This is a genomic window from Micromonospora sp. CNZ295 (genome assembly GCF_004217535.1).
Genome location: NZ_SHKZ01000001.1, coordinates 3,912,887 through 3,931,392, shown reverse-complemented (window position 1 = coordinate 3,931,392; position 18,506 = coordinate 3,912,887). Strand labels below are relative to the sequence as shown.

The 18,506-nt window shown below is 74.8% G+C and carries 17 protein-coding genes and 2 tRNA genes; 9 read left to right on the top strand and 10 right to left on the bottom strand.

All coding sequences use genetic code 11. The features are described from left to right. Positions 1-34 precede the first annotated feature (34 nt). Positions 35-685, bottom strand: coding sequence for a hypothetical protein (locus EV376_RS18540; protein WP_130324960.1), 651 nt, complete (start codon positions 683-685; stop codon positions 35-37). A 139-nt stretch (positions 686-824) separates the two neighbouring features. Next, positions 825-1,955 carry a snapalysin family zinc-dependent metalloprotease gene (locus tag EV376_RS18535; protein ID WP_486482906.1) on the bottom strand — a complete coding sequence of 377 codons (1,131 nt, stop codon included), beginning with the start codon at positions 1,953-1,955 and terminating at the stop codon, positions 825-827. Between the two features lie 363 nt (positions 1,956-2,318). Between EV376_RS18535 and EV376_RS18530 the strand changes: the two genes are divergently transcribed. The 4 genes from EV376_RS18530 to EV376_RS18515 all read left to right on the top strand — a co-directional run bounded on the left by EV376_RS18530 (position 2,319) and on the right by EV376_RS18515 (position 6,142). Continuing rightward, positions 2,319-2,900, top strand: a complete 582-nt coding sequence (locus EV376_RS18530) for an AMIN-like domain-containing (lipo)protein (protein WP_207228202.1) — start codon at positions 2,319-2,321, stop codon at positions 2,898-2,900. 89 nt (positions 2,901-2,989) lie between these two features. After that, complete coding sequence (locus EV376_RS18525; RefSeq protein WP_130324956.1) at positions 2,990-3,670, top strand: response regulator transcription factor; 681 nt, start codon at positions 2,990-2,992, stop codon at positions 3,668-3,670. 13 nt (positions 3,671-3,683) lie between these two features. Further along, positions 3,684-5,267, top strand: coding sequence for a sensor histidine kinase (locus tag EV376_RS18520; protein ID WP_130324954.1), 1,584 nt, complete (start codon positions 3,684-3,686; stop codon positions 5,265-5,267). After that, positions 5,264-6,142 (top strand): Gmad2 immunoglobulin-like domain-containing protein, encoded by an 879-nt coding sequence (locus EV376_RS18515; RefSeq protein ID WP_130324952.1) that lies wholly within the window; start codon positions 5,264-5,266, stop codon positions 6,140-6,142. Before EV376_RS18520 ends, EV376_RS18515 begins: the two co-directional genes overlap by 4 nt. Positions 6,143-6,171: 29 nt before the next feature. Here the strand turns inward: EV376_RS18515 and EV376_RS18510 are convergent, their stop codons facing one another. The 3 genes from EV376_RS18510 to EV376_RS18500 form a co-directional block, all read right to left on the bottom strand. Then, complete coding sequence (locus tag EV376_RS18510; RefSeq protein ID WP_130324950.1) at positions 6,172-7,371, bottom strand: RtcB family protein; 1,200 nt, start codon at positions 7,369-7,371, stop codon at positions 6,172-6,174. 53 nt (positions 7,372-7,424) lie between these two features. Continuing rightward, positions 7,425-7,498, bottom strand: a tRNA-Gly gene (locus EV376_RS18505). 31 nt (positions 7,499-7,529) lie between these two features. Next, positions 7,530-7,602, bottom strand: a tRNA-Glu gene (locus EV376_RS18500). 286 nt (positions 7,603-7,888) lie between these two features. Here EV376_RS18500 and EV376_RS18495 point away from each other — a divergent pair. Next, positions 7,889-8,818, top strand: a complete 930-nt coding sequence (locus tag EV376_RS18495) for a diacylglycerol kinase family protein (RefSeq protein ID WP_130324948.1) — start codon at positions 7,889-7,891, stop codon at positions 8,816-8,818. Positions 8,819-8,899: 81 nt separating this feature from the next. Next, positions 8,900-9,694, top strand: coding sequence for an alpha/beta hydrolase (locus tag EV376_RS18490; RefSeq protein WP_130324946.1), 795 nt, complete (start codon positions 8,900-8,902; stop codon positions 9,692-9,694). Between the two features lie 15 nt (positions 9,695-9,709). Here the strand turns inward: EV376_RS18490 and EV376_RS18485 are convergent, their stop codons facing one another. Further along, on the bottom strand, positions 9,710-10,555 hold the full coding sequence (locus EV376_RS18485; RefSeq protein ID WP_486482684.1) for a M15 family metallopeptidase: 846 nt from the start codon (positions 10,553-10,555) through the stop codon (positions 9,710-9,712). 122 nt (positions 10,556-10,677) lie between these two features. On the opposite strand from EV376_RS18485, the gene EV376_RS18480 reads away from it, so the two are divergent. Beyond that, a complete protein-coding gene (locus EV376_RS18480) occupies positions 10,678-11,565 on the top strand; it encodes an ABC transporter ATP-binding protein (RefSeq protein WP_486482683.1) in 888 nt (295 codons plus the stop codon). Beyond that, a complete protein-coding gene (locus EV376_RS18475) occupies positions 11,562-13,157 on the top strand; it encodes an ABC-2 transporter permease (protein ID WP_130324944.1) in 1,596 nt (531 codons plus the stop codon). The genes EV376_RS18480 and EV376_RS18475 overlap by 4 nt, the downstream gene beginning before the upstream one ends. Positions 13,158-13,162: 5 nt before the next feature. On the opposite strand, the gene EV376_RS18470 is transcribed toward EV376_RS18475, so the two are convergent. Both EV376_RS18470 and EV376_RS18465 read right to left on the bottom strand, forming a co-directional pair. After that, the gene (locus EV376_RS18470) at positions 13,163-14,239 is read right to left on the bottom strand and encodes an acetylxylan esterase (RefSeq protein ID WP_130324942.1); all 1,077 of its coding nucleotides are present in this window, start codon (positions 14,237-14,239) and stop codon (positions 13,163-13,165) included. A gap of 7 nt (positions 14,240-14,246) precedes the next feature. After that, complete coding sequence (locus EV376_RS18465; RefSeq protein ID WP_130324940.1) at positions 14,247-15,545, bottom strand: extracellular solute-binding protein; 1,299 nt, start codon at positions 15,543-15,545, stop codon at positions 14,247-14,249. Positions 15,546-15,760: 215 nt separating this feature from the next. Here EV376_RS18465 and EV376_RS18460 point away from each other — a divergent pair, with 215 nt between their 5' ends. Next, on the top strand, positions 15,761-16,786 hold the full coding sequence (locus tag EV376_RS18460; protein ID WP_130324938.1) for a LacI family DNA-binding transcriptional regulator: 1,026 nt from the start codon (positions 15,761-15,763) through the stop codon (positions 16,784-16,786). 31 nt (positions 16,787-16,817) lie between these two features. Here EV376_RS18460 and EV376_RS18455 read toward each other — a convergent pair whose 3' ends face one another. Together EV376_RS18455 and EV376_RS18450 are read right to left on the bottom strand one after the other, a co-directional pair. After that, positions 16,818-18,065 (bottom strand): serine hydrolase, encoded by a 1,248-nt coding sequence (locus EV376_RS18455; RefSeq protein ID WP_130324936.1) that lies wholly within the window; start codon positions 18,063-18,065, stop codon positions 16,818-16,820. Between the two features lie 97 nt (positions 18,066-18,162). Next, a complete protein-coding gene (locus EV376_RS18450; RefSeq protein WP_130324934.1) occupies positions 18,163-18,441 on the bottom strand; it encodes a hypothetical protein in 279 nt (92 codons plus the stop codon). Positions 18,442-18,506 lie beyond the last annotated feature (65 nt).

The window sequence follows — 18,506 nt, the reverse complement described above, 5'->3', positions numbered from 1 at the left end:
CCTCCGAGCGGACGGTCCGGTGGCCGGGCGGCGATCACGAGGGGCGGTTGCGCTCCTGGCTGAGGCGCTCGTCGAGGCGGCCCAACTCGTAGATGGCGTTGAGGTCGGTCGGCAACCGGGACACGTTGTCCGGTGCCGGCTCCGGCTCCAGACCGGGCGGGCCGGCCGGACCGGACGCGCCGGCCGCGGGGGCGGGAGCAGCGACGGAGGCCGCGGCCGAGGGCCTGCGCCGCCGCAGCGCCAGCAGCACCGGTACCGCCGCCACGCCCACGGCGAGGGCGTACACCAGGAGCCGACCGGGCTCCCCGCCGCGCTCCGCCGCCGGACCGGGAAGCGCCTCCGGGAGGCCGCTCGCCGCCGGCCCCGGCTGCGTGGCAGTGCCGGGTGCGCGGACACCGGCGCCGTCACCGCCGGGCACCGCCGGGACGGCGTCGGTCGCGGCCGGTGCCGGCTGGGCCGAGGGCGGCGGGGCCGACTGCCCGGAAGTGGCCGCCGGCGTGCCGCCGGTCGGCGTGGCCTCCGGCGACGGGCCGCCGCCACCGCCGAGGAGATCGCCCACCAGGCCGCCGACCCCATCGAGCAGACCTCCGACCAGCCCGCCGGAGGGCGACGGCGATTCGGCGACGGACGGCGTCGGGGTGGGGGCGAGCGCCAGGGTGAGCGCGAGCGCGGCCACGGCAGGCATGGTTCACCTCGGAGGGATCGGCGTGGTGGCACCGTACCGCACTCCGTGAGCACGCGGTGACACCACACCGGCCCGTTCAGGGTGTCAGGAAGGGCCCCTGGTACAACGCGCGGCGTTGACGAGGGACCCTTCCTCACGGTCAGGCCGGGAGGCCGCCGACCTGCGTGTTGATCCAGGAGCGAATCGACGGAAGGTCACCGTAGATCGACGGGCCGGTGGCGCACGTGGCGTTGTTGTTGCCCGCGCGGCTGGTGGCGCCGATCAGGTTCCACACCCCGTTGATCCGCCGCACCTGCGGACCGCCGGAGTCGCCGTAGCAGGCGCCGGAGTTGCCGCCCGTGTTGTTGGTGCAGATCTCGTACGGGCCGTCGATGCCGATGCACCGGCTGTCCGACACGATCGACGTGTCCAGCTCGTGGGCGACCGTCGGGGCCGAGCCGCAGCCCCGGTTCGGGCAGGTCAGACCCCAGCCGATGATCCGGGTCGCGGTGCCGACCGCGCCGGACGTGCTCGGGATCGGCGCCGGGGCGTACGACACGGAGCTGGCCAGCTGCATCAGCTTGACGTCGATCCTGGGGTGGTTGACCGCCCGGGTCACCCGGACCACGGTGCCGCCGCTGCTGCGGTTGACGCTGCCGACCCGGACCGAGGACGGGGTCGGGCAGTGCCGCGCGGTGACCACCCAGTTCGACTTGATCAGGGTGCCGGTGCAGCCGGAGGTGTAGACCAGCCACGGGTAGTTCTCGGTGGCCGGCCGGCCACCCACCACGAACGGCGTGACCTCTTCGGACTGCCAGGTGAACGTGCCGGTCTCGACCGTCGTTCGGCTGCCGGCGAAGAGCTGGTTCACCCGGGACGCCTCGGCCGAGCTGGGGTACGCGTTGCGGCAGGACACGGGCGCGCTGCTGCCGGACATCAGATCGGAGCAGAGGCCGGTGCGCCGGTCGGGCAGGCCGAGGGTGTGGCCGAGCTCGTGGCTGGCGATGCGGGTGCGGTCGTACCCCTGGTTGACCGCGGTCCAGCCCATCCAGATCCGGCCGGAGCCGAGCCCGGTGACCTGCGCCCGCGGCCAGCCGCTGTCGACGTAGATGGTGATGTTGCCGGGCGTCCGCGGCACCAGCCGGACGTTGCTGACCGAGCTGTTCCAGATCTGGGCCGCCTGGTCGAAGTTCGTGCGGAACTCGCCAGCCCGGCTCGCGTCGTAGTAGACGGTGCGGGCGGCCGCTGCCGGCGCGCCGGTGGCGACCTGCACCCCGGCCGCCGCGAGCATCGCCGCCAGCACGGCTCCGGCCGCGCGCAGCAGTTGTCTTCTGAGCATCTCACTCCCCTTGGTAGTCGGCGGCGCGCCGCCGCCAGCCATCGATGTAGATGGATGTTAAATCGAAGGCCGCCGATGTCCGGCATAGCGGAAGCGTCATACCGACGGACCGCGCTCGGGCCGGCCACGACCGTTCCCCGGACGCCCGACCTGCTGTTACGTGCGCGTTACGGCACGGCGAAGCTGCTGTGCCGGACGACCTCCACGGTGGATCCGGGTCCGTCGACGGCGCCGGACCACCGACACCGGCCCGCACGGCGCCGGACGCAGCCGTCCCGGCCGACCCGCCGGGACGCGAACGGCAGGAGGAGACAGATGCGGATCAGGAATGGACTCATGGTGCTGGTGGTCGCACTCGCCGGGCTGGTCGCCGGCGCGGGCACCGGCACGGCGGCGACCACGACGACGAAGGCCGCGGCAGGCGCGCCGTACTGCGGGATCACCTGGGGCAGCCTGACGAAGTCGGCGGGCTCGCTGAGCAGCGCACCGCTCATCGACGTGCGCACCGGGCGACACGACTGCTTCGACCGGGTGGTCTTCGAGTTCGCCGGCCCGGTGAACGGCTACACGGTCACCTACGGCGAGACGTGGACCGAGGGCGAAGGGCTGGCGCTGTCGCCGTACACCGCCGGCGACGAGCTGCTGCGGGTCTCCCTGCAGGCCCCGGCGTACGACGACGAGCACGTGGCCACCGTCCCGTACCGGGTCGGCGAGCACGCCGCCAACGTCCTGCGCTACCGGACGCTGCGTGACGTGGTGTTCGCCGGCAGCTTCGAGGGCTACACCACCTTCGCCGTCGGCGTTCGGGCGCGGCTGCCGTTCCGGGTGTTCGTCCTGGCCGGCCCCGGTACGCACAGCCGGATCGTCCTCGACGTCGCCCACCAGTGGCAGGAATGACGAGCGTGGGGGGCCCGGCCCCGGCCGGGCCTCCCACACCGACCGTTTCGCCAGGTCGGCCGCCACCTTCCCAGGGCTACCCTCGCAGCATGGAAGGCCGCGTGCTGGTCGTGGAGGACGACGCCTCCATCCGTGAGGTGACCGCCCTCGGGCTGCGGCGCGCCGGTTTCCGGGTGGACACCGCCGTGGACGGCCGGTCGGGGCTCGCCGCCTGGCGGGCGCGCCCGGTCGACCTGATCGTGCTGGACGTGATGCTGCCCGGCCTGGACGGCTTCGAGGTCTGCCGGGAGATCCGGCGGACCAGCCAGGTGCCGATCCTCATGCTGACCGCGCGCACCGACACCATCGACGTGGTCGTCGGGCTCGAGTGCGGCGCCGACGACTACCTGCGCAAGCCGTTCGACCTGCCGGAGCTGGTCGCCCGGGTCCGCTCGGTCCTGCGCCGGGTCACCGCCGCGCCGACCCCGGTCACCATCGAGATCGGCGGCCTGGAGATCGACCCGGGCAGCTTCGTGGCCCGCAAGCACGGGCGGGACCTGACCCTGACGGCCACCGAGTTCCGGCTGCTGCTGGAGCTGGCTCGCCGGCCCGGCCAGGTCTTCACCCGGGAACTGCTGCTGGAGCGGGTGTGGAACCACGACTTCCTCGGCGACTCCCGGCTCGTCGACGTGGCGGTGCAGCGGCTCCGCGCCAAGATCGAGGACGATCCGGCGAACCCCCGACTGGTCCGGACCGTCCGGGGCGCCGGCTACAAGCTCGCCCCGGCCTGAGGGGAGGTGCCCGGTGCGGACCGCCGACCCGGTCGTCCCCGGCCGCCTGCGTCGCCGGCTGACCGTCGCGTTCGTGCTCGTCGCCGGCGTCTCCGCCGGGCTGCTCGCCGGCGGTTCGTACGCGCTGCTGCGGCAGGTCCGCTTCGACGCCTCGGTGCAGCAGGCCGCCGCCGACGCCCGCTACCAGTTGGTGCTCGCCGGGCAGTTCGCGCCGCTGACCGACCGCCGCCGCGCCGACCTGCTCGCCAGCTTCGAGGGCAGCGCGCGGCACGTGGTTCTCGTCGACGGCGAGGCGTACCCGTCGAATCCCGCGTTCGCGCCGCCGCTGGGCGCCGGGCTGCGGGCCACCGTGGCGGCCGGGCAGCTCGGGTACGAACGCAGCGCGCCGTCCGCCCGGCCCCGCCTGCTCGTGGTCGGCGGCCGCATCCCCGGCTCGACCGCCGAGCTGTACGTGGTCACCGTCGAGGACGACATCGCGGCGGACCTCGACCAGCTTCGGACCGCGCTGCTGGCCGGCTGGGTGCTGGTGGTGCTGCTCGCCGCCGCGGTGGGACACGCCCTCGCCCGCCGCACCCTGGACCCGGTCGGCCGGGCCAGCCGGGCCGCCCGGGCCCTCACCGAGGGGCTGCTCGCCACCCGGCTGCCGGTGCGCGGCCGGGACGAGTTCAGCGTCTGGGCGGCGTCCTTCAACGAGATGGCTGAAGCGCTGCAGGACCGGATCGAGGCGCTGTCGCGGGCCCAGGCCCGGGAGCGGCGGTTCACCGCCGACGTCGCGCACGAACTGCGTACCCCGGTCACCGCCCTGGTGGCCGCGGCCTCGCTGCTGCGCGACCACCTGGACCGGCTGCCCGACGACGCGCGGCGGGCCGGCGAGCTGCTGGTCGCCGACGTGGTCCGGCTACGCCGGCTGGTCGAGGACCTGATGGAGATCTCCCGCCTCGACGCGGGCCGGGAGGCGCTCGCCGTGACCACGGTCGACGCCGCCGCGCTGCTGAGGTCGATCCTGCGGTCCCGGGGGTGGGCGGAGCGGGTCGCCGTCGACGCGCAGCCGGTGGAACTGCCGACCGACCCGCGCCGGCTGGAGCGCGTCCTCGCGAACCTCGTCGCCAACGCGGTCGAGCACGGCGGCGGCGAGGTCCGGGTCGGCGTCCACCGGGCCGGGTCGGAGGTCGTCTTCGACGTCAGCGACAGGGGTCCGGGCATCCCCGCCGAGCACCTGCCCCGGCTCTTCGACCGCTTCTACAAGGTCGATCCGGCCCGTTCCAGCCGCGGCAGCGGGCTGGGCCTCGCCATCGCCTGGGAGAACGCCCGACTGCTCGGCGGCCGGCTGAGCGTGGCGAGCGCACCCGGCGCGGGCACCCACTTCCGGCTCACGCTCCCCGCCACCGGACCGGACACCGCCGCCGGGGACATCGGCGCCGACCCGTCGCTGCCGGTCGCTCGTCACGGCGGCGACGCGGTCGGCCGGACGGAGCCGGCGACCGGCACCGGGCGGGCGACCGCAGCCGGCAGCGTGCCGCGCAGCCGCGGCGACATGCCGGCCGGCGGCCACGAGGAAGCGCAACAGCGGCGGGCGACACCGGGCGGCACGCCATGAGGCGGGGCATCGCCGCGACGACCGTCGCCGCCCTGCTCGCGGCGGGCGGCTGCGCCGAGCCGCGCTCCGGGTCGCTCGGACCGGCGCCGACCGCGGTAGCGCCGGCCGCGTCCACCGCGACCGCCGCGCCGTCGAGCGCCCCGGTCCCGACCCGATCAACCGGCCCGACCACGACCGCACCGGCTCCGCCCGGCCCGACCGCGGCGCCGTCGGGCGCGCTCACCATCGAGCTCTGGTACGTCCGCGACGGGCGGATCGTGCCGACCCGGCGTACCCGGCCGCCGACGGTCGCCACGTCCCGGCTGGCGTTGACCGAACTGGCGGCCGGGCCCTCGGCGGAGGAGGCCGCGACCGGGCTGGCCACCCTGGTCCCGGCCGGCGCCGAGGTCACCCGGATCGCCGACGGGACCGCGGTGCTGCCGGCGGTGGCGACGACGGGCGGCCCGACCGCGACGCGGCTGCGCGAGGCGCAGGTGGTGTGGACGCTCACCCAGTTCCCCACCGTCCGGCGGGTGCGCTTCGGCACCGCGACCCCGGTCGACCGCGCCACCTACGCCGACCTGCTGCCGCCGATCGTGGTCACCGCCCCGGTGATCGGCGCGCGGGTCACCAGCCCGGTCACGGTCACCGGCACGGCCGACGTGTACGAGGCGACGGTCAGCGTGCGCGTGCTGGACGCCGCCGGCCGCGAACTCGCCACCGGGTTCACCACCGCCACCTGCGGTTCCGGCTGCCGGGGCGACTACCGGGCCGCGGTGAGCTTCCGCGTCGACCGGGAGCAGGACGGCACGGTCGAGGTGTACGAGGTGTCCCCCGAGGACGGCTCGCGTACGAAGGTCGTCGCGGTGCCGGTACGCCTTGCCCCCCGCCGCTGAGGTCCGCTCACCGGCCGCCGCCCCGGCGCTCAGCCCTTGACGCAGACCACCTGCTTGAGGTGCGCCACCACCTCAACCAGGTCCTCCTGCTGCGTCATCACCTCGGTGATGTCCTTGTACGCGGCCGGGATCTCGTCGACCACCCCGGCGTCCTTGCGGCACTCCACCCCCGCGGTCTGCTTGGCCAGGTCGTCGGTGCTGTACGTCCGCTTGGCCTGCGCCCGCGACATCCGGCGACCCGCGCCGTGCGACGCCGAGTGGTACGCGTCCGGGTTTCCCCGGCCCCGGACGATGTACGAGCCGGTCCCCATCGACCCGGGGATGATGCCGAGCTCCCCCCGCCCGGCCCGGATCGCCCCCTTGCGGGTGACCAGCAGGTCGACGCCGTCGTACGTCTCCTCCGACACGTAGTTGTGGTGGCAGCTCACCGGCTCGTCGAACCGTGCCTGCGGGAACCGCTCCCGCACGACCTCGCAGAGCACGGCGAGCATGACCGCGCGGTTGCGCCGGGCGTACTCCTGCGCCCACCACAGGTCCCGGCGGTAGGCGGCCATCTCCGTCGTGCCGGCGAGGAAGACGGCCAGGTCCCGGTCGGGCAGGTCGGCGTTGTGCGGCAGCCGCCGGGCGACCGCCATGTGCCGCTCGGCCAGCTCCTTGCCGATGTTGCGCGACCCGGAGTGCAGCATCAGCCACACCCGGCCGGCGTCCGCGCCGCCCTGCTCGAGGCAGACCTCGATGAAGTGGTTGCCGCCGCCGAGCGTGCCCAGCTGCCGCTGCGCCCGCGTCTCCAACTGCGCCACCCCCCGGTCGAGATCGCCGAACCGCCGCCAGAAGTCGTCCCAGCCGCGCTGCTCCAGCCCGCGTACCCGGCGCGGGTCCACCGGGGTGTCCCGCTGGGCGAAGCCGACCGGGATGGCCGCCTCGACGGCGGACCGCAGGCCGGCGAGGTCGTCGGGCAGGTCGTCGGCGGTGAGCGAGGTCCGGACCGCGGACATGCCGCAGCCGATGTCGACGCCGACGGCGGCCGGCGACACGGCCTGCCGCATCGCGATGACCGAGCCGACGGTGGCGCCCTTGCCGAAGTGGACGTCGGGCATGACGGCGACACCCTCGACCCACGGCAGCGCGCCGATGTTGCGCAGCTGCCGGGCGGCCTGCGGCTCGATGCCGTACGGGTCGGTCCAGACCCGTACCGGCGCGCGGGTGCCGGCCAGCGGGGTGAAGCCCATCGTCGTCTCCTCGAATCGTGGGACGGTCCCGCCGGAGGCGGGACCGGAGGCAGAGCGGTTGGCCGGATTCGAACCGACGATCTTCACCGTGGCGGGGTGACGCGCTACCGGGCTGCGCTACAACCGCTTACCGGCTGACGCCGGGCGGCGTCGCCAGGTAGGCCGTGCGGGGTTCGAACCCGCAACCTCCCGGTTGAGAACCGGGTGAGCTTCCCGTTGCTCCAACGGCCCGTGCCGGGTACGAAAAAGCCGCCCGACCCGGCGGGGGTGGGCGGCGCCGCGTCACGCGCGGGCGTCAGTCACACCACCATGGTCGCCGGTACTGGAGACGGCGACCGCCGGTCCGTTCGCCGGCCACCGCACCGCCGCGCGGCGTCGGCCGCGTGGTCGGGGTGTTGCGAGGCTGTTCACGGTGGACTCCCTGGGTCGTTGCCGGGCTGCGGAGTGGACAGTACGGCCGGCCCGGCGTCGCCCGCAATGGATATTGGTCGGCGGTACCGGCGATAGGGTCGGTGGCATGCGGACCAAGCAGGAGCTGGGCGCGGCGATCCGGCGGGGCCGGCGGGCGGCGCTGGTCGTCAACGCCCGCTCCCGGCGGGGCCGCCACCGGTACGAACACGTCCGTACGCGGCTGCTGGCGGCCGGCTTCGACCTGCTCGCCGCCTGCCCGGTGGACCGGCCCGGCCAGTTGGAGGAGTGTCTCGCCGAGGCGGTCGGGCTCAGCCCCGACCTGCTCGTCGCCGGCGGCGGGGACGGCACACTGAGCACCGCCGCGCGGCTGCTCGCGCATCGCGACGTGGCGCTCGGCGTGCTGCCGCTGGGCACCACCAACAACTTCGCCCGCACCGTCGGCGTACCGCTCGACCTGGCCGCGGCCGTGGCGGTGCTCACCGACGGCAAGGTGATCGACGTGGACCTCGGGCTCGTCGGCAACCTGCGGTTCACCAACCACGTCGGCGTCGGGCTGTCCGCCGACGTGATGGCCGGCACGCCGCCGCGGCTCAAGCGGGTCGGCGGCCGGCTCGCGTACCCGGTCACGGCCCTGGCGCTGCTGGCCCGGCACCGCCCGTTGCGCGCCACCGTCCGCGCCGAGGGGCGGGAGCACGAGTTCGTCACCCACCAGCTGTACGTGGCCAACGGCGGCTTCCACGCGGGCCGGCCGATCACGGCGGACGCGAACGCGGACGACCGGCTGCTGGTCGCGTACCCGGTGGGCGGCCCGGACCGGCGCGGGCTGCTGCGCGACACCGCCCGCAACGCGGCGACCGGCCATCGCCGCACGCTGGTCGACGAGCCGTTCCTCGCCGTGCGTCAGCTCTGGCTGGAGACCGACCGGCCGGCGCCGGTGGAGGTCGACGGCGAGCTGTACGGCGAGACGCCGATCCGGATCGGCCTGGACGCGAACGCGCTGCGGCTGATGGCGCCGGCCGGCAGCCCGGACCGCTGAGCCGGAGCCGGACCGCCGAGCCGCCGTGCCGGAGCCGGACGGCCGGGCCACCGTGCCGGCCGACGCGTAGCATCGGCGGTCGTGGCCCTGATGCGCGTTGACTTCTACTCCGACGTCCTCGGCCTCTCCACGTCGATGACGGTGATCCTGCCGCAGCGCACCGCGTCGCAGATCGGGATGGCCGGCGCCGCGCCGGCCGGCGACCCGCCGGTGCTCTACCTGCTGCACGGCCTCACCGACGACGACACCATCTGGCTGCGCCGCACCTCGATCGAGCGGTACGTGGCGCCGCTCGGCCTGGCCGTGGTGATGCCGCAGGTGGCGCGCAGCTTCTACACCGACGAGGAGCACGGCAACCGGTACTGGACGTTCCTCAGCGAGGAACTGCCGGCGGTGTGCCACGACTTCTTCCGGCTGTCCCGGCGGCGGGAGGACACGTACGTCGCCGGGCTCTCCATGGGTGGCTACGGCGCGGTGAAGTGGGCGTTGCGGGCGCCGGACCGGTTCGCCGCGGCGGCGAGCCTGTCCGGTGCCCTCGACGTGGCGCGTCGCCGCCACCATCCGACCGCCCCGCTGGACCCGCGGGTGTGGCACACCGTGTTCGGCGAGCGCGCGGTGGTCGGCACCGAGGACGACACGGTGGCGCTGCTCGACCGGTACGGCGCGGACGGTGCACAGCCGCCCGCGCTCTACGTCGCCTGCGGCACCGAGGACTTCCTGTACGAGGACAACGTGCGGTTCGTCGACGCCGCCCGGGAGCGCGGGGTCCCGTTGACCGTGGAGTTCTCCCCCGGCGACCACGACTGGGGGTACTGGGACGCGCGGATCCGGGACGTGCTGGCCTGGCTGCCGCTACGTGGGCGCCCCGCCGGCTGACCGCCCGCCGGCCGGTCAGCCGACCGAGGCGCGGGCCACCGGTGCGTCGAAGTACCGGTCGGGGTACGGCTCGTCGCGGTAGCGGTAGTGCCACCACTCTCGGTCGTAGTTGACGAAGCCCTCCCGCGTCATCAGCTGCCGGAGCAGGTTCCGGTTGGCCCGGGCGGTGCCGCCCACGCGGGGGCTGTCGGTGTGGGCGAGCGGGTCGAAGCAGTCGAACCCGGTGCCCATGTCCACGCTGTCGTCGGCGAACCGCCGGCCGGCCGGGGCGGTGCAGGCGACCAGCGGCTGCCCGGGCGAGTACGGCGCGGGGCCCGGGGCGGCCACGTCCACCAGGGTCAGGTCGACGGTGCTGCCCCGGCTGTGCGCGGTCGGCGCGCCGACGTACCCGCGGTCGAACAGCTCCGACTTCGCCACCCGGGGGTAGAACTCCGCCTTCGTCTGCTGCTGCCCGGGCTCGCGGGCCCAGGCCACGATGTCGTCGACCGCCGGCTGCGGGCGGTAGCAGTCGTAGACCTTGAGACTGCGCCCCTGGGCCAGCGCGGCGTCCTGCACCCGGCGCAGCGCCTCGGCGGCCGGTCGGGTGAGCAGGCAGAGCGGTTCGTCGTAGCCGGCCAGCGGGCGGCCGACGAAGTTGTGCGGGCCGGCGTACCGCAGGTCGGCGCGGATGCGGGGGTCGACGTCGGCGAGCGCCACGAACCCGGGCAGGCGCGCCGCGGCGGACGGCGAGGCCGGCGGGGACGGCGGTGGCGGGGACGGCTCCGGCGTGGGACATCCGGCGGCCAGCGCCGCGACCGCCAGCAGAGCGGCGGAGGTACGCGCGGCGCGCGGCCGTGCTCGGGTTCCCCGTCGTCGCCGCACGGCCCCTGTCTACCACCGACCGCCGTGACCCGGGCCAGGGTTGACGGCGAGCGCTACGCTGCCTGCGGTGTGCCGGGAAGTCTGGTCGGCAGTCGTGAGCCCCGACGACCCGGGAGGCTGCCGTGAGCGCACCCGCCATCCGCACCGAAGCCTTGACCAAGCGGTACGGTCCAGTGCCCGCCCTGGACGGGCTGGACCTGACGGTTTCCGCCGGGGAGGTGTTCGGTTTCCTCGGTCCGAACGGCGCCGGCAAGTCCACGACGATCCGGCTGCTGCTCGGCCTGGCCCGGCCGACCTCCGGCCGTGCGTGGATCTTCGGCACCGACGCCGCCGACGTCGCCGCCGCGCACGCGCGGCTCTCGTACGTGCCCGCCGACGTGGCGCTGTGGCCCCGCCTGACCGGTGCCGAGGTGCTGGAACTGCTCGGCGCGGTCGGCCCAGGCATCGACCGTGGCTACCGGGACGAACTGGTCCGGCGATTCGCGCTCGACCTGTCGAAGCCGGCCGGCACCTACTCAACCGGCAACCGCCAGAAGGTGGCGCTGGTCGCGGCGTTCGCCACCCGAGCCCCGCTGCTGGTCCTCGACGAGCCGACCAGCGGGCTCGATCCACTGATGGAGCGGGAGTTCCGGCGGACGGTCGCAGAGGCCCGCGCGGACGGCCGGACGGTCTTCCTCTGCTCCCACCAGCTGGCCGAGGTCGAGGCCGTCTGTGACCGGGTGGGGATCCTCCGCGCCGGAAAGCTGATCGATGTGGCGGCGGTACCCGACCTCCGGGCGCTGCACCGCACCGAGGTGCTGGCCCGGTTCGCCGGCCCGGTGCCGGACCTCGGCGACGTGCCGGGCGTCGGAGCTGTTGACACCAGCGGCGACAGTACCCTGCGGTTCACGCTGACCGGGCCTCCAGGTCTGGCGCTGCGCCGGATCACGGCGGCCGACGTCACGGCGATGAGCATGCGGGAGCCCACCCTGGAGGAGATCTTCCTCGACTACTACGGGGAGGAGCGGTGACAGCCGCGGTCGCCGAGCATGCCATCACCCGCCTCGCGGTGCGCCAGGTCCGGCGCGGCGGCCTGATCGTGCTGGCCGTCACTGCGGGCATGTCGGCCCTGGTCGCCAACACGTACGAGAGCACGATGGGCACCGAGGCAGACCTGGCCACGCTGATGGCGCTGGGCGGGAACCCGGCGGTCCGCACGCTGTTCGGCGAGCCGGTCGCGCTGGACACACCGGGCGGCTTCACCGTCTGGCGCACCGGAACTGTCCTCGCCGTCCTGTTGTCGGTCTGGGGACTGCTGGCGGTCACCCGGATCACCCGGGGCGAGGAGGAAGCCGCTCGCTGGAGCCTGCTGCTCGCCGGACGGCTGGACCTGCGGGCCGTGCTGGGCCGGCACCTGCTGGTTCTGGCGGTCGTCTTGGCGACCGTCGGCGTCGCGGTCACGGTCGCACTGGTAGCGGTCGGCACCCCTGCGTCCGGGGCGATCCGGCACGGCGCGGGCCTCGCTCTCGCCGGACTGTTCGCGGTCGCGCTCGCAACCCTCGCCGCCCAGGTGTTCCCCACGCGGGCTGGGGCCACCGGCGCCACCGTCGCGGTGCTCGGGGTCGGGCTGCTGTCCCGGATGGTCGGCGAGGGTGTCGACGCGCTGGCCTGGCTGCGGTGGCTGTCGCCGTTCGGGCTGCTGGCGCTGACCCGGCCCTACCACGACGACCGGGTGTTGCCGCTTGTGGTCCTGGCGGCCGGGACGCTCGCCGTCGGGGCCGCGGCGGTCCTTCTCGCCGGCCGCCGAGACGTCGGTGGCGGACTGGTCGCCGGTGCCACCGGACGGCAACCCTGGCGCCTCCTGCTCGGCTCGGTGCAAGGGTTCGCGCTGCGCCGGCTGCTGCGCCCGCTCGCCGGCTGGGTGGCCGGCGTCGGCGCGTACTTCCTGCTGATCGGTGTGCTCGCGGAGTCGATGACGCGGTTCCTCAGTGACAACCCCCGCTTCGCCGATCTCGCTGCGCAGGCGGGCTTCACCGGGCTGGGCAGCGTCCGCGGCTACGCGGCCAGCATGTTCGCCCTGCTCGCCGTCCCGGTCGGCACGTTCGCGGCGGTACGCCTGGGCGCCTTCGCCGCGGCGGAGGCCGACCGGCGGCTGACTCCCCTGTACGCCCTCCCCGTCACCCGGCACCGCGTGCTGGGCGCGGAGGTGTTCACCGTCCTCGCCGGCTCAGTGGTGCTGCTCGCGGCGGCGGCGGTGGCCACCTGGGCCGGGGCGGCGACCGTCGACGCGGACCTGCCGCTGGCAGCGGCGCTGGCCGGCACGTTGAACGTCCTGCCGGTTGTGCTGCTCTGCGCGGGCGCGGCCGTGCTGGCCGTCGGCTGGGCGCCCCGGGCGGTGGCCGGCATCGGCTCACTGCCCGCGGCCGGCGGCTTCCTGCTGCAGGTCGTGGCGGACAGCGTCGACGCGCCCGGCTGGGTGAGGAACCTGTCCCCGTTCGCGCACCTCGCGGCCGTGCCCGCCACGGGCGTGAATTGGCCGGCGGTCCTCACGATGGTCGTGCTGGCGCTGGTCGCCGCCGGGTTCGGGATGGCCGGCCACCAGCGGCGGGATCTGATCGGCTGATCTGGCTACCGGCGCGCGGCGCGGTCGGCCGAGACCGGGCCGTCCGCGCCGGCCGGAGCGTCGGCAGGCGGCCCGGTGGCGTCCGGGTCGGAGTCGGCCGGATCGTCGACGTCGTGCGGTGGCCCGAGGTGGGTGCGGAGGAACCGCAGCGCCGCCACGTCGTCGTCGATGCCGCCCGCCTCGTGGCCGTTGTACCGCCACACGGCCAGCTCGGTCGGGCCGCACCACGCGTTGACGGCGGCGTAGACCGTCGACGGCGGCACGATCTCGTCCATGAGCGCGACCGAGAACCGGGCCGGCAGCCGGCACCGCCGGGCGAAGTTCACCCCGTCGACGTACCCGAGGGTGGTCAGCACCCGCTCCTCGGCGTCCCGGTGGATCGCCAGGTAGTCGCGGATCTCCCGGTACGGGTAGGCGTCGGTGCTGACCACGGCGTGCGGGATGTCGCAGAGGAACGGCACCCCGGCCACCACGGCCCGCAGCCCGGGCGCGAGGGCGGCGGCGGCCAGCGCCAGCGCGGCGCCCTGGCTGTGCCCGAGCACGGCCACCCGGTGCGGGTCCACCCACGGCAGGTCGCGTACGGCGTGCACCGCCTGCACCGCGTCGGTGATCAACCGGCGGTAGTAGTAGGTGCGCGGGCTGGCGATCCCCCGGGTGACCACGCCCGGTGCCTCCGGACCGGCGGCGGCCGGATCCGGGGTGTCGCCCCGGCTCCAGCCCGCGCCCTGCCCGCGGGTGTCCATCTGCAGGTGGGCGAAGCCGGCCGACGCCCACAGCAGCGTCTCCGCCGGGTGTCCTCGGCCACCCCCGTAGCCCGCGTACTGCACCACCGCCGGTAGCGGCCCGCTCGCCTCCGCCGGCACCCGCAGCCAGGCCCGCACCGGCTGGCCGGCGTACCCGGCGAAGGTCACGTCGTAGACGTCGACCGTGGTCAGCCCGGTGTCCACCGGCAGGGCCCGGACCGGCCACTCGGCCAGCCGGGCCGCGCCGATCGTCTCGGCCCAGAACAGGTCGAAGTCGACCGGGTCGGCCACCGCGCTGCGGTGGGCCCGCAGCCGCTCCTCGGGCAGGTCGGTGAACATGGGCCGGTCAGCCGGCCCGCAGCGACTGCATGGCGGTGATGAACCCGTCGGCGTCCAGCCGGCCGTTGGCGTACTGCCGCACCGCCCGGTGGAGCGTGGTGGTGGCGGCCGGCGGGTGCGCCTGGTCCCAGGAGAGCTGGAACGACGGCGCCCGCTTCACCAGGTCGTACTGGAACCTCGCGTACTCCGGGTTGCCGGCGCTGGCGAGGAACTTCTCGGTGTTCACGGTGGTGGGCAGGTTGCCGATGGCCAGCTGCGCCTGAACGAACTCGTCGGAGTACATGAGCTTGAGGAACTCCGCCGCCGCCTCCGGGTGCTTGGTCTTCTTCAGCACCGAGTAGAAGTTGTTGGTGTTGCCGGCCAGGTTGCGCGGGTCGCCCTTGCCGTCGGGGACGCTGGGGAAGGCGGTCCAGCCGAGGTCGTTCGTGGCGAAGTCGGGGTTCGCGTCCTGGTGGGTGGCGTACGCCCAGGAGCCCATCAGCTCGAAGCCGGCCTTGCCGGTGGCCAGCAGGGTCGGCGAGCCGCCGTCGGTGAAGCGGACCGAGTCGAAGGTCGTGCCGAAGGCACCGGCGTCGGTGAGCTGCCGCAGCAGTTCGAGGGCGCGCCGGCTGTCCGCGCTGGCCCAGACGTCCGTCTCACCGGCGAGCGCGGAGCGGAACAGCTCCGGGCCGGCGACCCGGTCGTAGAGGTACTGGTACCACATCTGGGTCGGCCACTGGTCGCCGCCGCCGAGGGCGATCGGGGTGATCTTCCGGGCCTTGAGGACGTCCACCGCGGCGAGCAGGTCGTCCCAGGTCCTCGGCGGGGTCAGGCCGGCGTCGGCGAGGACCTTCTTGTTGTGGAAGAGCAGCACCGGCTGGGTGCCGCGCATCGGGATGCCGTACGCCCTGCCGTCGACGACGGCGGTGTCGAACACCGAGGGCAGGAAGTTGTCCCTCAGGCCCGGGTCCTCGGCGATCATGTCGTCGAGCGGCAGGAGGAGGTCGGCCTTGACGAACGGCGCGATGCTGCCGCCGCCCCAGTTGAAGAAGACGTCCGGCGCGTGGTCGGTGTTGATGATCGTCCGGAGCCGGGCCTGGTAGTCGGCACCGGGGATGGTCTCCAGCACGGCCTTGACCTTCGAGGTCCGGTTGAAGGTCTCGACGGTCTGCGCCTCCACCCGGTTGGTGGTGTCGCCGTACACCAGGATGCGGATCTGGTCGCCCGCACCGCCCGCCTCGTCACCGCCGCACGCCGCCAGGGGCGGGGTCAGGGCGAGGGCGGCGCCGACCGCGACGAGGCGGGCGAAGCGCGAGCGTATTCGCATCATCGAGGCTTTTCAGTGTGAGGGGGCGAGGGGGTGCGCGGCGTGAAAGGCGTCCGATAAACTTCCGGAACGTTTCCGTAACTGGCTCGCACGCTAGAACCGGTCGGCCATGTCGTCAAGCCCCCTCGGTGAGGCAAGATGATCCCCCGGGGCGGGCGCGCCGTTCCGGATCTGCGGCGACGCCCGGTCGTTCCCGGCCGGTGAAGGAGGCTCGGGTGGACACGGACGAGGGACGCAGGGTGACCATCACCGCGATCGCGCGGGAGGCCGGCGTCTCGGTGCCGACCGTCTCCCGCGTGCTCAACGGGCGCTCGGACGTCGCACCCGATACCCGGGAACGCGTCGAGGAGCTGCTGCGCCAGCACGGCTACCGCCGCCCCGGCAACCGCACGGTGCACCGGGCCGGCCTGCTGGACCTGGTCTTCAACGACCTGGACAGCCCCTGGGCCGTGGAGATCATCCGGGGGGTGGAGGACGTCGGCCACGGCGCCGGGGTCGGCACGGTGGTCTCGGCGATCCACCGGCAGCCGGCCTCCGCCCGGCAGTGGCTGCAGAACCTGCGGGCGCGGGCGACCGACGGCGTCATCTTCGTGACCTCGCACCTGAGCCCGCCGCTGCACGCGCAGCTGCGCCGGCTCAACGTGCCGGTGGTGGTGGTCGACCCGGCCGGCGTGCCGGCCACCGACGTGCCCACGGTCGGCGCGACCAACTGGGCCGGTGGCATCGCCGCGACCGAGCACCTGCTCTCCCTCGGGCACCGGCGGATCGGCTTCGTGGCCGGCCCGACCAACATGCTGTGCAGCCGGGCCCGGCTCGACGGGCACCGGGCCGCTCTGGAGGCGGCCGGCGTGGCGGTGGACGACCGCCTGGTGCAGCCCGGCGACTTCTACCACGCCTCCGGCTTCGCCGCTGGCAGCGCGCTGCTCGCCCTCGACGACCCGCCCACGGCGATCTTCGCGGCCAGTGACCAGATGGCCTTCGGCGTCTACGAGGCCATCCGCCGCAAGGGGCTGCGGGTGCCCGACGACGTCAGCGTGGTGGGCTTCGACGACCTGCCCGAGGCACGCTGGGCCTCGCCGCCGCTGACCACCGTCCGCCAGCCGCTCGTCGAGATGGGCCGGCTGGCGGCGCGGACGGCGCTGCGGCTGGCGCAGGGCGACGGCATCGACTCCCCTCGGGTCGAGCTGGCCACCGAGCTGGTCGTCCGGGACAGCACCGCCCCACCGCCACCGCACTCCTGAGCCTCCTCCCGCCGGCGGGTCCGGTGGTGGATCAGGCGCGCCGCCGCCCGCGCGGCCGGCGGGGCGCACGGACCCGGCGCAGCACCAGCGCCAGCAGGCCACCCGCCCCGGCCACCGCCGCGACCAGCAGCGGCCCCGGCCCGGTCAGGCCGTCCGGAAGCTGGTCGGCGGGCGGACGGGCGTCGGCCGCCCTCGGTACCGGCGGCGTGCCGGTGGGGGATCCGTCCAACTCGTCCGGTTCGACGAGCCGGCCCACGGCGGCGTCGCGGGGCAGGGAGAAGCCCCAGTCGAGCAGCGCCGCGCCCTGCTGCCAGCCGCGGAGCGGCCGGGCCTCGGCGCCCAGCAGCGTGACCACCAACCGCCGGCCGCCGCGCTCGGCGGCGCCGACGTACGTGTGCCGGGCCAGGCTGGTGAAGCCGGTCTTGCCGCCCAGGGCGCCCGGGTAGCGGTAGATGAGCTGGTTCTCGTTCTGGATCTGGAAGCCCTTGGTGCGGGGTCGGGTCTGGGCGGGGATCTGGTGCGTCTTGGTCAGCGCGTACCGCCGGAACGTCGGGTCGGCGAAGCAGGCCCGGGCGATCAGCGCGAGGTCGTACGCGCTGGTGAACTGGCCCGGCCCGTCCAGCCCGGACGGGGTCACCGCGTGCGTCTGCCGGGCGCCCAGGCGGCGGGCCGTCTCGTTCATCGCCCGGACCCCGCCCGCCGGGCCCTCGGCGCCGCCGCCGAGGCGGGCGAGGAGGTTGGCCGCCTCGTTGCCGGACTGCAGCAGCAGGCCGAGCCAGACCGTCTCGACGCGGTACCGCCCGCCCACCACGAGGCCGACCGCCGACGAGCCGGGCTCGATGTCCAGGTCCGCACGGGTCGCCGTGACGACCTGCTCGGGGTCGAGGCGCGGCAGCAGCGCCGCCGCCAGCAGCAGCTTCTGCACACTGGCCGGGGTGGCGTACTCGTGCGGGCCGCACGCGCCGAGCACCTGGCCGGTGTCGAGGTCGGCGACCAACCACGAGGTCGCGGTGAGCCCCGGCGGCCGGGGCGCGCCGGCCGGGACCACCAGGCCGGCGGTGGCCAGGTCCGCGCCCCCCACGGCGCGGTCCTCGGGTCGTGCCGGCGGCGGGGACGGCCGTGGCGGCCGGGACGGAGCGGGCTTGGGCACCGCCACCCGCGGACACGGCACCTCGGGGGCGACGGCGCTGGTCCGCCCCGGCGCGGCGGAGGCCGCCCCCGGGGCCGCGACCGGCAGGAGGACGGCGCACACGGCGACCGCCAGCAGCCGAACTCTCATGCTCTCCGAACCTCGTCGACAAGATCAGTCTATGACCCTAGTTGACACGGTCGCGGACCGGGAGAGGTTCACCCGACGGCGCCGCCGGCCGGCCTCGCTACCGTGCCCGCTGGGCCTCGGCCAGCGGGCGCTTGAGGTGGTAGCGGTGCACCTCGGTGCTGCCCTGCACGTTGTTCACGTCCTCCGCGGCCGAGACCAGCTCCCAGCCCTCCCGGCCGACCCGGTTGAGGTGCGCGATCGCCGTGTCGCCGTACGCGGTGACGTCGCGGCGCGACCCGTCCGGGCCGTACCAGACGAAGCTGACGTGGAAATTGCGGCCCTGCGCTTGGTAACGGCGGACCAGCAGGGCGTACTCCCAGGCGACCATGCCGTCCATTATGGGTGTCCACGAGGGACACCGGAATGCGGGCCGACGCGGATTGCGACGTGGTGAACGCGTTG

Coding starts and splice junctions, on each gene's coding strand:
- EV376_RS18535 (WP_486482906.1), bottom strand. CDS start 1,955: ATGCTCGCGGCGGCCGGGGTGCAGGTCGCCACCGGCGCGCCGGCAGCG.
- EV376_RS18465 (WP_130324940.1), bottom strand. CDS start 15,545: ATGCGAATACGCTCGCGCTTCGCCCGCCTCGTCGCGGTCGGCGCCGCC.
- EV376_RS18525 (WP_130324956.1), top strand. CDS start 2,990: ATGGAAGGCCGCGTGCTGGTCGTGGAGGACGACGCCTCCATCCGTGAG.
- EV376_RS18540 (WP_130324960.1), bottom strand. CDS start 685: ATGCCTGCCGTGGCCGCGCTCGCGCTCACCCTGGCGCTCGCCCCCACC.
- EV376_RS18515 (WP_130324952.1), top strand. CDS start 5,264: ATGAGGCGGGGCATCGCCGCGACGACCGTCGCCGCCCTGCTCGCGGCG.
- EV376_RS18470 (WP_130324942.1), bottom strand. CDS start 14,239: ATGTTCACCGACCTGCCCGAGGAGCGGCTGCGGGCCCACCGCAGCGCG.
- EV376_RS18450 (WP_130324934.1), bottom strand. CDS start 18,441: ATGGACGGCATGGTCGCCTGGGAGTACGCCCTGCTGGTCCGCCGTTAC.
- EV376_RS18495 (WP_130324948.1), top strand. CDS start 7,889: ATGCGGACCAAGCAGGAGCTGGGCGCGGCGATCCGGCGGGGCCGGCGG.
- EV376_RS18530 (WP_207228202.1), top strand. CDS start 2,319: ATGCGGATCAGGAATGGACTCATGGTGCTGGTGGTCGCACTCGCCGGG.
- EV376_RS18510 (WP_130324950.1), bottom strand. CDS start 7,371: ATGGGCTTCACCCCGCTGGCCGGCACCCGCGCGCCGGTACGGGTCTGG.
- EV376_RS18455 (WP_130324936.1), bottom strand. CDS start 18,065: ATGAGAGTTCGGCTGCTGGCGGTCGCCGTGTGCGCCGTCCTCCTGCCG.